The 12,530-nt window shown below is 32.3% G+C and carries 12 protein-coding genes; 6 read left to right on the forward strand and 6 right to left on the reverse strand.

Annotation, left to right across the window (positions count from 1 at the left end):
- Positions 1 to 6: 6 nt before the first annotated feature.
- The 5 genes from paaI (at position 7) to QHG34_RS00275 (ending at position 5,787) form a co-directional block, all read left to right on the forward strand.
- A complete protein-coding gene (gene paaI, locus QHG34_RS00255) occupies positions 7 to 423 on the forward strand; it encodes a hydroxyphenylacetyl-CoA thioesterase PaaI (protein ID WP_282628067.1) in 417 nt (138 codons plus the stop codon).
- A 77-nt stretch (positions 424 to 500) separates the two neighbouring features.
- The gene (gene pcaF, locus QHG34_RS00260) at positions 501 to 1,706 is read left to right on the forward strand and encodes a 3-oxoadipyl-CoA thiolase (RefSeq protein ID WP_282628068.1); all 1,206 of its coding nucleotides are present in this window, start codon (positions 501 to 503) and stop codon (positions 1,704 to 1,706) included.
- Between the two features lie 147 nt (positions 1,707 to 1,853).
- Positions 1,854 to 2,447 (forward strand): acyltransferase, encoded by a 594-nt coding sequence (locus QHG34_RS00265; protein WP_282628069.1) that lies wholly within the window; start codon positions 1,854 to 1,856, stop codon positions 2,445 to 2,447.
- Positions 2,448 to 2,670: 223 nt separating this feature from the next.
- The gene (paaZ, locus tag QHG34_RS00270; RefSeq protein WP_282628070.1) at positions 2,671 to 4,722 is read left to right on the forward strand and encodes a phenylacetic acid degradation bifunctional protein PaaZ; all 2,052 of its coding nucleotides are present in this window, start codon (positions 2,671 to 2,673) and stop codon (positions 4,720 to 4,722) included.
- Positions 4,723 to 5,031: 309 nt separating this feature from the next.
- Entirely contained in the window at positions 5,032 to 5,787 is a 756-nt protein-coding gene (locus QHG34_RS00275; protein WP_282628071.1) for an enoyl-CoA hydratase/isomerase family protein, read from the forward strand.
- Between the two features lie 84 nt (positions 5,788 to 5,871).
- Here QHG34_RS00275 and QHG34_RS00280 read toward each other — a convergent pair whose 3' ends face one another.
- Both QHG34_RS00280 and QHG34_RS00285 read right to left on the reverse strand, forming a co-directional pair.
- Positions 5,872 to 6,657: a hypothetical protein gene (locus QHG34_RS00280; protein WP_282628072.1), complete on the reverse strand. Its 786-nt coding sequence runs from the start codon at positions 6,655 to 6,657 to the stop codon at positions 5,872 to 5,874.
- A 42-nt stretch (positions 6,658 to 6,699) separates the two neighbouring features.
- Positions 6,700 to 7,596 carry a pepsin/retropepsin-like aspartic protease family protein gene (locus tag QHG34_RS00285; RefSeq protein ID WP_282628073.1) on the reverse strand — a complete coding sequence of 299 codons (897 nt, stop codon included), beginning with the start codon at positions 7,594 to 7,596 and terminating at the stop codon, positions 6,700 to 6,702.
- An 85-nt stretch (positions 7,597 to 7,681) separates the two neighbouring features.
- Between QHG34_RS00285 and QHG34_RS00290 the strand changes: the two genes are divergently transcribed.
- Positions 7,682 to 8,116, forward strand: a complete 435-nt coding sequence (locus QHG34_RS00290; protein ID WP_282628074.1) for an FKBP-type peptidyl-prolyl cis-trans isomerase — start codon at positions 7,682 to 7,684, stop codon at positions 8,114 to 8,116.
- A gap of 31 nt (positions 8,117 to 8,147) precedes the next feature.
- On the opposite strand, the gene QHG34_RS00295 is transcribed toward QHG34_RS00290, so the two are convergent.
- The 4 genes from QHG34_RS00295 to QHG34_RS00310 all read right to left on the reverse strand — a co-directional run bounded on the left by QHG34_RS00295 (position 8,148) and on the right by QHG34_RS00310 (position 12,528).
- Positions 8,148 to 9,794, reverse strand: coding sequence for a B12-binding domain-containing radical SAM protein (locus QHG34_RS00295; protein WP_282628075.1), 1,647 nt, complete (start codon positions 9,792 to 9,794; stop codon positions 8,148 to 8,150).
- A gap of 47 nt (positions 9,795 to 9,841) precedes the next feature.
- On the reverse strand, positions 9,842 to 10,549 hold the full coding sequence (locus QHG34_RS00300; protein WP_282628076.1) for a peptidylprolyl isomerase: 708 nt from the start codon (positions 10,547 to 10,549) through the stop codon (positions 9,842 to 9,844).
- Positions 10,550 to 10,601: 52 nt separating this feature from the next.
- On the reverse strand, positions 10,602 to 11,561 hold the full coding sequence (locus tag QHG34_RS00305; RefSeq protein WP_282628077.1) for a YeiH family protein: 960 nt from the start codon (positions 11,559 to 11,561) through the stop codon (positions 10,602 to 10,604).
- A 73-nt stretch (positions 11,562 to 11,634) separates the two neighbouring features.
- On the reverse strand, positions 11,635 to 12,528 hold the full coding sequence (locus QHG34_RS00310; protein ID WP_282628078.1) for a LysR family transcriptional regulator: 894 nt from the start codon (positions 12,526 to 12,528) through the stop codon (positions 11,635 to 11,637).
- Between the last annotated feature and the right edge of the window lie 2 nt (positions 12,529 to 12,530).

Below are 12,530 nucleotides of genomic sequence, written 5' to 3' on the forward strand. Positions count from 1 at the left end.
CAATAAATGGAACCACAAAAGTTATTGAATAGAATGCTTGACCACGATAAATTTAGTGAATGGTTAGGTTTAGAAGTGATTGAAGTAAGAGAAGGATATGCAAAATTACAAGCAGCAATTCGTCCAGAAATGATGAACGGAGTAGGTTCTGTTCACGGAGGCGTTACTTTTGCGATGGCAGATTCTGCGTTTGCTTTTTCGTGTAATATGTATAATAATATTTCAGTTGCTTTAGATGTTCATATTTCATTTACGAAAGCTGGGCGCAATGGAGATGTTTTTACAATCGAATCGCAAGAGATTTCTTCAACAAAAAGAACAGGTATTTACGATATCAAAGTTACGAATCAAAACAATGAGTTAATAGCTTTATTTAAAGGAACTTGTTTTAGAACAGGTAAACCTTTGATTGAAGAGAATTAAGTAATAAGTTATGGGTTATAAGTATTGGGTATTTCCAATTCAAAACTTAGAACTCATTACTCAAAACTAAAGAAACAATGAACCAAACATATATTATAGATGGAGTTAGAACTCCAATTGGTAAATTAAAAGGTGGATTATCTGCTGTTCGTCCAGACGATATGGGCGCAATGGTAATCGCCGAATTATTAAAAAGAAATCCGTCAATTGATCCTGCTGCATTTTACGATGTAATTTTAGGAAATGCAAATCAAGCAGGAGAGGATAACCGTAATATTGCACGTATGTCGGCTTTATTATCTGGTTTACCTTATACAGTTCCGGGAGAAACGGTGAACCGTTTATGTGCTTCTGGATTATCAGCTGCAATTGCTGCATCAAGAGCGATTCAAGTTGGTGATGCGCAATTAATGATTTCAGGTGGAGCAGAATCGATGACACGTGCACCTTTAGTAGTTTCTAAATCGTCTTCTCCATTTGGTGGTGATGCGCAAATTTATGATTCAACTTTTGGTTGGCGTTTTATCAACCCAAAAATGAAAGAAATGTGGGGTGTTGATGGAATGGGAAATACAGCAGAGAATTTAGCGGAACGTGATAATATTTCGCGTGAAGATCAAGATTTATTTGCCGTTTGGTCTCAACAAAAAACGGCTGCTGCGCAAGCGAATGGTCGTTTAGCGAAAGAGATTGTTCCTGTAATTATTCCTCAACGTAAAGGAGATGCAATCATTTTTGATACAGATGAATTTCCAAAGAATAATACTACGATGGAGATTTTATCGAAGTTACGTCCAGCTTTCAAAGCAGATGGTACAGTAACTGCTGGTAATGCTTCTGGTCTTAATGATGGTGCGGCTGCTAATATCTTAGCTTCTGAACAAGCGATTAAAGATTTTGGTTTAACACCAATGGCTCGTATTGTTTCTTCTGGTGTTGCAGGTGTTGAGCCTCGTATCATGGGAATTGGACCAGTAAATGCAACGAAAATTGCATTAGAAAAAGCTGGTTTAACAATGAATGATATTGACATTATCGAATTAAACGAAGCATTTGCAGCGCAATCTTTAGCATGTACGCGTGCATTAGGTTTAGCGGATAACGATTCTCGTATCAATCCAAATGGTGGAGCAATTGCTTTAGGACATCCACTTGGAATGTCTGGAGCACGTATCTTAAACTCTGCGGCTTATGAATTACAAGCAACAGGAAAACGTTATGCATTAGTTACAATGTGTATCGGTTTAGGACAAGGTTACGCTGTAATTATTGAAAGAGCATAAAATAGATTTTAGTATTGAGAAGTTAGATATTAGTCATGTTGAACTTGTTTCAACATCACATCAACTTAATCAGATTCTGAGATAAACTCAGAATGACAATTAAATAAAATCTCATTACTTAATACTACTATCTCAAATCTATAAATTATGATTTACGAATTCAAAGGATATAAACCAGTTGTTCATCCAACAGCTTTTATTCATCCACAAGCGGTAGTGACAGGAAATGTGATTATCGGAAAAGATGTTTACATCGGTCCGGGTTGTGCATTGCGTGGTGATTGGGGACAAATTATTATCGAAGATAATTGTAACGTACAAGAAAATTGTACGATTCATATGTTTCCGGGAACTACAGTTCATTTGAAAGAAAAAGCGCATATTGGTCACGGAGCAATTATTCACGGAGCAACAATTGGTCGCAATTGTATGGTTGGGATGAATGCAGTTGTAATGGATAATGTTATTGTGGAGGATGAATGTATCGTTGGTGCTTTAACATTTATAAAAGCTGATACGCATATTCCGACAAGAAGTGTAGTTGTTGGAAATCCTGCCAAAATCGTAAAACAAGTTTCGGATCAAATGATAGAATGGAAAGATCAAGGTACTCAACAATATATGCAATTGCCAAGTGATTGTCATGAGAGTTTAAAACCTTGTGAACCATTAACAGAAGTTCCAGATTATTATTACGAGTCAATGGCGAGTAATTATAAAACGTGGAATGAAACAAAGTAAAAAGTTGTGAGTTTTGAGTAATAAGTTTCGTCAGTTCGAGTGATTTTTAGTTCATCTAAAAATTGTATCGAGAACTTAGACGAAAGAATTTGTAAAACCATCTTATTTCTCGATACGAATGTTCAATTTTAAAAATTAAACATTCATTCGAAATGACGATTAGAAATCTAATTACTAAAATCTATCATCTCAATACTAATAAATAAACACAAACAACATAAAAATGGCTAAACAATTAGAAAATTATGCTTTAGGACAATGGACAAAAGGTTCGTCTGAAGGGCAAATGTTATATAACGCCATCAATGGCGAAGAAATAGGAACTGCATCATCAGCTGGATTAGATTTCGGTGCGATGATGGATTATGCACGTACAGTTGGTGGACCAGCTTTACGTAAAATGACGTTTCAAGAAAGAGGTTTAATGTTGAAAAAATTAGCCCTATACTTAATGGATCGTAAAGAAGAATTCTACACTGTTTCTTGGGCAACTGGAGCAACACGTTCAGATTCTTGGGTTGATATTGAAGGAGGGATTGGGAACTTATTTGCCAATGCATCTTTACGTCGTCAATTCGGCGATCAACCTTTTTATGTGGAAGGAGAAACTCATAAAATCTCTAAAAACGGAACATTCTTAGGTACACATATTTTAACACCAAAACGCGGTGTTGCAATTCATATCAATGCATTCAATTTCCCAGTTTGGGGAATGTTAGAAAAAGTTGCGGTTAACTTATTGGCTGGAGTTCCAGCTATCGTAAAACCTGCTACAATTACATCATTCTTAACGGAAACTGTTGTTCGTGCAATTATTGATTCAAATATTTTACCAGACGGTGCTTTACAATTAATCACAGGTTCTGCAAACGGAATTTTAGATAATGTAGAGTCAGAAGATGTTGTAACTTTTACAGGTTCAGCTTGGACAGGACAAATGTTAAAAGCTCATCCGAGAATTACGTCAGAAGGTGTTCCATTCAACTTAGAAGCGGATTCTTTAAACGCTTGTGTTTTAGGGGAAGATGTACAAGTTGGATCACCAGAATTTGATATTTTCATCAAAGAGGTAACACGTGAAATGACAACTAAAGCAGGACAAAAATGTACTGCGGTTCGTCGTGCATTGGTTCCAGCGAACTTAGTTGAAGACGTACAAATTGCTTTAGGTCAACGTTTGGCAACGACTACAATTGGAGATCCAAATGTGGAAGGTGTTCGTATGGGAGCTTTGGCAGGAGCAGCGCAAGTGAAAGAAGTTCGTGAGAAAGTAGAAGAATTAGCTAAATCGCAAGAAATTATTTTTGGAAATTTAGATAATTTCGAAGTGAAAGGTGCTGATAAAAACAAAGGTTCTTTCATTTCTCCAATTTTATTTTTAAACAACGATCCATTCAATAAAACAGACGTTCATAATATCGAAGCGTTTGGACCAGTTTCTACGATTATTCCTTACAACGGAACTGCCGAAGCAATTGAGTTAGTGCGTATGGGGAAAGGATCTTTAGTGTGTTCGATTGTTACGGCTGATAATGATATCGCTACAGAATTCGTATTGAATGCAGGTTCATTACATGGACGTATCGTTATTTTAGATGCTGAATGTATCAAAGAATCTACAGGTCACGGATCACCACTTCCATTGTTGGTTCACGGAGGTCCAGGTCGTGCAGGTGGAGGAGAAGAAATGGGTGGTAAACGTGGTGTGTTACACTATATGCAACGTACAGCAATCCAAGGTTCTCCAAATAAATTAACGGCAGTTACGCAACAATATCAATACGGAGCAGATTATATTGAAAAAGATAAACATCCATTTGCAAAACATTTTGAAGAAGTAAAAGTTGGAGATACGTTAATTACAGCAAAACATACGATTCAACAATCAGATATTAATGCATTTGCGGCTTTATCTGGCGATAATTTCTATGCACACGTTGATGCAACTTCTTTAGAAGGGACTATTTTCGAGCGTAATGTTGCTCACGGATACTATTTATTGTCAAAAGCGGCTGGTTTATTTGTTTTAGCGAAAAAAGGACCAGTTTTATTGAACTATGGTTTAGATGAATGTCGTTTTGTGAAGCCTGTTTATCCAGGTTCTACAATTGGAGTTCGTTTTACATGTAAAGAAAAAATCGATCAAGAGAAAAAAGACGAAAACGATGTGGCAAAAGGAATTGTTCGTTGGTTGGTTGATATTTACGATGAAACAGGAGAAACAGTTGGTATTGCAACAATCTTAACAATGGTTAAAAAATTAAATCAAGATTAATATTATAATGTGAGAATGTGAGAATTCGTTAATGAGATTAAATTTCGTCAGTTCGAGTGATTTTCGTTTCGGTAGAAAGAGAGAATTATATCGAGAAATTAGACGAAAGAACTTATAAAAACCATCTTATTTCTCGATACAAATGTTTAATTTAAGAATTAAACATTTACTCGAAATGACGGTTTTTGTCATGCTGAGCTTGTCGAAGCATCTCTTAAATAAGTTTTAGATTAATAATCATCAACTAATAGCATCTCAAATTATTAATTAAATTTGCTGATTATCACATTAACATATATTCAAATTACTATGGAAGCTTACGTAAAATCAGATATACAAAACGGAATTGGTACAATTGAATTCTTTCATCCACAAAGTAATTCGATGCCAGGTTCTCAATTAAGAAACTTAGCAACAGAAATTGAAAAATTAGGAAACAATGACGAAGTAAAAGTTATTGTTTTGAGAAGTGCTGGAGACCGTACATTTTGTGCAGGAGCTTCATTTGATGAGTTAATCTCAATTAAAGATCGCGAGACAGGTTTAGAGTTTTTCTCTGGATTTGCTCATGTTATTAATGCGATTCGTAAAGCACCAAAATTTGTTTTAGCTCGTATTCAAGGTAAAGCAGTTGGTGGTGGAGTTGGTATTGCTTCCGCAGCAGATTATACTTTTGCAACAGAATTTGCATCTGTAAAATTATCAGAATTAGCTGTAGGTATCGGACCATTTGTAGTTGGACCTGCTGTAGAACGTAAAGTTGGAAATTCTGCTTTTACACAAATGGCAATCAATGCAACTGAATTTCAGTCGGCTGAATGGGCGAAAGAAAAAGGTTTGTATGCAGAAGTTTATGCAAATGCAGTTGAAATGGACGAAGGAATCGATATTTTAGCTAAAAAGTTAGCTAATTCAAATCCAGAAGCAATGAAACATTTAAAACGTGTTTCTTGGGAAGGAACAGAAAATTGGGACGAATTACTAATTGAGCGTGCCAAAATCTCGGGTGAATTAGTTTTATCAGAATTTACGATTAACGCGATTAACAAATTCAAATCAAAATAAAATATAAGTATAATTTATATAAGAAATCCACTTCATTTGAAGTGGATTTTCTATTAAAATAATTGTAGAAAATTCAGCTTAACGTTAAAATTCTCTTTTAATTTTTAACTTAAAAAATCCTAACCGTTTATCTTTACCATCATAAAAGTATGTATTTCTAAAAAATAATTCAGTATCTGTTTTCCAAAAAATATCAATAATTGTACATAAATCGAATTGTTCTTTTGTTAAATCTATTGGTATAAAAGTATAAGGCTTGTAAGCAGATTTTGTTTGTTTTTGAATAAAATAAATTGAACATTCTTGCCCAGGAAACCAACCATTTAATCTGTATTTTTTAGAAGGAGAATAACGTATATATTTTGGATTACCAACAAGCTCTGGTCCTATTATTCCATTTTTTAGATCAAACGAAAAATCTGAAGAATGTCCACCCTCGCAAAGAAGAATCTCCTCTGATGGATAGTAGCGAGAAAACGCCATATCCCAAAAATATTCTTCTTCGTTTGCAAATATTTTATTCTTGTTAGCAAAATTAATCATAAAAATCATTTGATCATTTATAGTAGAATCAATCAAATTAGTATCTGAATTATAACCGCCAAATACAACACGACCTTTTAATATTTCTTTTGCTTCCTCAAAATTATCAATATAAAATAGAGTATCATTATTAATTTTTACTTGGTTTTTTGTTTTAAAAAAATCAATTGAATCAATTTTGTAAATAGAAATAGTGTCATTTTCAAAAATCAATGAATCTTGTTTTAGTGATACAATTTCATTTTTATCAATTTTTTTACCTCCATTATTTTGTTGACAACTATATATAATACAAATAACTATAATAAATAGATAACTTCTTTTCATGTTTTTTAATATGTTATTAATATACAAAGTATTATACTGAATTTACAACTTAAAATACTCGTCTTTATAATAGTTGCTTTTCTTTACATATAAAATATCTTTTTCAGGATTCAGAATTAGATTGAAGCGTTTAATCAAATCTCCACCCATAATATTTTTGTGTTGAATTTTTATTGTACTATCAAAAAATGACATTGGTACATTTCTGAATGTTTTATTTGCTAATTCAAAATCAGGTAAAATAGATTTTTTGGAAAGAATTACATTTCCGGCAGCGTCACTTAGTTTAGACTCTCCAGTAATTTCAAATTTTTCTAATAATTTATAGTCTTTTGCAAAATCATCCGAAATCATCAAAGCGCCAGAAAAACCGGTGTGAATCATAAATTCGGCTTCAATTGGTTTTTTGTCAATAAATGGAAAAGCTTTTATATACAGCGTTTCTTGAGAATATCTCGAATTTAATTTTGTATATTTTTTTAATTTAGAAGGTGCTTTATCATAGACAACTAATTTATTCTCATCAAAATTGATTTCTAAATATTTTCCTTTAAAAAACTTCAAACCAATTTTTCCATCACTCTCATGTCCAGACTGTTTATCGATAAAAATTGGTATTTTATTAAACTCTTCATCACCAAATTTAATCACATTGTTTTGACTCATTTTCATATCCGAATATCCAGCCCACGATGTCACATTATTTAAGGTATCAGAAATCGCAATAGATTTCATTTTTTTGTAGGAATCTTCGATAATCGTGACATAGTCAGAACCTGTATGCAACATCAATTGTACTGTATCTTTTTGATTGATAACAACTGGTACTAAAATATTGTTGTATTTAGTTAATCGGAAAGGGATTTCTTTCACAGTATGTTGCCCAAAACTAAAGATAGTAAAAAGAGTAAGTAGAAATGATAACAGTTTTTTATTCATGTAGTTAATTGTTTGGATAAAAATAACCAAAATGTATAAATGACTAATATTCTTTTATTAAAAATATTCCTTATAAATTTGCGAAATGGGAGTAGCTGAATTATTATTAAAACGCAAGCAAGAATTGATTGAAAAGAACAAAACTGAAGGTTTAGCTTTTCGAGAAGAATATAAATTGAAAGAAGGTGTAACCGAAACCGAAAGCGGATTATTGTATGAAGTTTTGACGATGGGAGAAGGAGTAAAACCAACTTTATCAGATACAGTTTTGTGTCATTATCATGGAACAAATGTAAACGGAGAAGTATTTGATAGCTCAGTTCAACGTAAGAAACCTGCTGCTTTTCCTTTGGAAAATGTCATAAAAGGTTGGGCAGAAGGTGTACAATTAATGCCAGTTGGAAGTAAATTTAAATTTGTTGTAAAACCAGAAATAGGTTACAAAGATCGCGAAATTTCAAAAGAATTAGGACCTTATTCTACCATGATTTTCGAAGTAGAATTGATGGGGATTCTATAAAAAAAATGATGTCTTTGTAGACATCATTTTTTTATTCAAACACTTCGCAGTGAATAATATTATGTGAAGTTCCGACAAATTCGATTAACCAATTTTCGTAAGATTTTACGATTTGGTTTTCATCTTTCCAAGTTGGATAATCAAATGAAATTGGGATAGAAACAAATTTACTTTTCGGATGCGAAGCAAGCTCACTTAAATCTTCTTCTATTTTTTGTTCCATTTTAAACAAATCTTTTGGCTTTGATTTATGAAAACTATAATAATCAATCGCGATTAATTCTAACACAATTTGATCATTTGTAAATGTTTTCGCAAAATCAAAAATCGTCTGAAAAACATCGTTCAATGTATGTTTATGGAACAAATGATGTTGCTCAAAATATTGTCCTAATCCCATTAAAAAGTCAAAAATCGAATACTTTTGTGCAATATATTTCAGCGTTTCTGGCGTTCTTGGTTTGTTCCAATAAATCTCCAACGCATTTTCTAAAGCTGTAATATTTTCTAAATCTTGTTCACTTAAAAAATCACTTTTGATAATTTGATATGGTGGCATTGGATCAAAATGATAGCCGTAGTTCTCATATTTTTGACGAACTGGTGTTCCTTTCAGAAACTTCAAAAAACCTAATTGCAATTCCGGCGGATAAAGCTTGAAAGTTTCTTCAAAACTAAATTTCAAATCATCCACATATTCCAAAGGTAAACCAACAATCAAATCCAAATGCATTTCAATTCGATCTTTTAATTGATTGATCACATTAGATGTTTTTTCAAAATTCTGCTTGCGCGAAACTTCTCGGTTACTTTGTTGATTAACGGTTTGAATTCCAATCTCGAAACGGAAAAGATTTTTTGGAACCTTTTCGTTGATGAATTTTATGATATCTGGATGAACAATATCGGCTGTAATCTCGAACTGAAAAACGTTTCCTTCGCGATAATTATCTAAAATAAATTGAAACAATTCTATCGTAAAATCTCGTTTTATGTTAAATGTACGATCCAAAAACTTAATCGTTTTCCCATGTTTCATCAAATACAATAAATTCTCTTTGATGGTTTCCATTGGTAGATAACGCATTTTGTTGTCTAAACTAGCCAAGCAAAACTCGCATTTATAGGGACATCCACGAGAAGTTTCGATATAACAAACCTTCTTTTCTAAATCCGCAGGATTATCATATTGATATGGATTTCGACCTTCTAAACGATTGATATCAAATTGAATATTTTGTATATTGAAAACAATTTTTTCCTCTTTTTTGTAGACTAAATTCGATACATTTTCGATCGCTGGATAATTTTCAACAAATTCCTCGAATGGTATTTCTCCTTCACCTACAATAATATAGTCGATATAATCATTTGCAATAACATCATCATATTCGTAACTAACTTCTGGTCCGCCTAACATAATTTTGGTTGTAGGGGAAACCTCTTTGATACGTTTACATACTTCTAATGTCTGCGTAATATTCCAGATGTAACAGCTAAAACAAACAATATCGTATTTAGCGCATTTTTCAGCAACTTCATCAAAGTCAGATTTAATCGTAAATTCTTTCCAAAAAATATTTCCGCGGTGATGATTCAAATCGTAAAGAATACGAATCGCCAAATTGAGGTGAATATATTTTGCGTTTAAAGTCGTTAATAAAATTGATGGTTGCATAATTTGATATTGATGTGCAAAAATACACAATTATTATGTATGACAGCTTAAAAACCAATTGCTGTTGCGCCTAAAGAAACACTTGTCTTGTTATATTTTGTAGGCGTTTTTTTCTTTTTCACTTTGATAGAAAATACAACAGGTTTTAATGGTAATTCATTCTTCGTTTCAACTTTACTCATATTCATCACTTTATCAAAACCTTTTGTAATTTCTCCAAAAACAGTAAAATCATTATCTAAACGTGGTTGTCCACCATTCTTCAAATACTCAGCTCGTTGTTCTGCTGTAAATTTGATTCCTTTTTTAGCTTCTAAATTATCTAATTCTTCTGCTATAATTTTCTTTCCAACAACAAAATAAATTTGATTGTAATACGATGCTTTCTCTTTATTTCCATCTCGACCAGCGCCTAAAGCTCCCATTTTATGAAAAGCTTTCGGACTAAATTCTGGCGCTAAACGAATCGGTTTTTGCTCTGGATGTTCGGCTTCTCTTGCCAAAATAGGATCATCTAATTCGCCTCCTTGAATCACGAAATCCTTTACAATACGATTAAACTGTGCATTTGTATAAGTTCCTTTATTAATTTCACTCAAAATCAAATCGCGATGTTTCGGTGTGAAATCATATAACATCACATCAAATTTTCCGTAATTCGTTTTGAATTTTAAAGTATAAGTTTGTGCAGAAACAAAACTCGAAATTGAAAATCCAATTCCGAGTGCAATATTTTTTAATAATCTATGATTCATTGTAAATTTTCTTGTTCTAAAGATAACAACAAATATAGAAATCTGAACGATTTTAAGCTAAATTCATAATCATAATTAAACTTCCAACACCAATAATTATCCACAAAATAATAGCCATTAATAATGGTTTGTAGCCAATATTTTTCATCATTTTGAATGATAAACTTGTTCCGATTAAGAATAATGTAAGCGTAAGTGCAGCTTTTGATAAATCGATAATCATCGGGCTAAATTGATGAACAAATGGTACATAGGTATTCACACAAATAGCAATTAAAAATAGACCAATAAACCACGGAATATTAATTTTTGATGTGTTGTTTTTGAAAAACAATAAGGTTAAAAACGACAATGGAATGATCCAAAGAGCACGTGCTAATTTCACTGTTGTAGCTATTTGTAAAGCTTCTTCACCGTATTTGCTTGCTGCTCCAACGACTGAACTTGTATCGTGAATGGCGATGGCGCACCACAAACCGAATTCATGTTGAGATAAGTTGAATAAATGTCCAAGTGGCGGAAAAATCAATAAGGCAATAGAATTTAAAGTAAAAACCACTGCTAAAGCAACCGAAATTTGATTGGGTTTTGCTTTTGTAATTGGCGCGATTGCTGCGATTGCACTTCCTCCGCAAATTGCTGTTCCTGCAGAAATTAGGTAGCCTGTAGCTTTTTCAATTTTGAAGAACTTTGTAAATAATAATCCTAAAATCATCAACGTAGAAATGCTCACAATGGTGAATACAATTCCTTCTTTTCCTGCTTGTATAGCCGAGAAGATATTCATTCCGAATCCTAAACCTACTACAGCAACTTTCAGTAAAGTACTTGATACTTTTCGTGATTGGGCTTCGTATGGATTTCCAAATAGTTGTGCGACAACAAATCCTAAAACTAATGCGATAGGAGAGCTTATAAAAGACATTAAACTTAGAAATGCACAAATTAAAAAGATAACTTTTTGTGTTGTGAATTGTTGAAATAAGCCTTTTTCTGAATGTATAATTTTCATGATTTGAATAATTTTATGGTACAAATTTCTTGTACTTATTATTCAAAAAGAAATGATAAAAAGTAATCTATTATTACTTTAAGTTATAACGATTGCAGAAATCAATAAATAAATTCACCAATTTAGATTGTTCTCCTTCTGGAACGATAAAATTGAAGTTACGCTCTATCACTAGGTTTTTAACGTCAATAATAGTTAAAGTTTGATTTTTAAGCTCTTGTAAAATAGATTGAATCGGTAAAAAAGCCAATGCATCAGAATGTAGTACATAAGATTTTATACTTTCAGTACTTCCCAATTGAATTTCGATATTGAGCTCATTTAGCTTTATATTTTTCGATTTTAAAGCTAAATCAATGGTTTCTAAAGTTCCAGAACCAGGTTCTCGAAAAACCAATGGAATATTATTTAAATCATCAATTTTAATGCTATTTTTGATCGAAATAGAATGATTTTGACGAGAAACTAACACAATTTCATCTTTCATAAACGGAAAATAATGAAACGTTCGGTTTTTGATTTGAGCTTCAATTAGACCGACATCAATTTTATGATTTGCTAATAAATCTTCAATTTTTTCAGAATTTTGAATCACTAAACTCAACTGAATTTCAGGAAATCTTTTGCGAAATTCTGCCAAGATAGGAGGTAACACATATTGTGCAATCGTGGTACTTGCACCCAAACGTAAAGTTCCTTTCTGTTTCTCTTGTAATTGTCCGATTTCAAATTCCATTTTTTGATAAACAGAAAAAATTTCTTCAGTATATTTTAATAGAATTTCGCCAGCTTTTGTCAATTTTATTTTCGTTCCATTTCGCTCGAATAACTTAATGTTTAGATTTAATTCGATTTCTTTAATATGTTTTGTAACAGCTGGTTGAGTTATGTTTAATTCGTTTGCTGCTTTTGTGAAATTCAAGCGTTTAGCAACCGTATCAAAAACTTTTAATCTAAAATCGAACATAT

This window comes from Empedobacter sedimenti (genome assembly GCF_030005555.1).
Taxonomy (GTDB): Bacteria; Bacteroidota; Bacteroidia; order Flavobacteriales; family Weeksellaceae; genus Empedobacter; species Empedobacter sedimenti.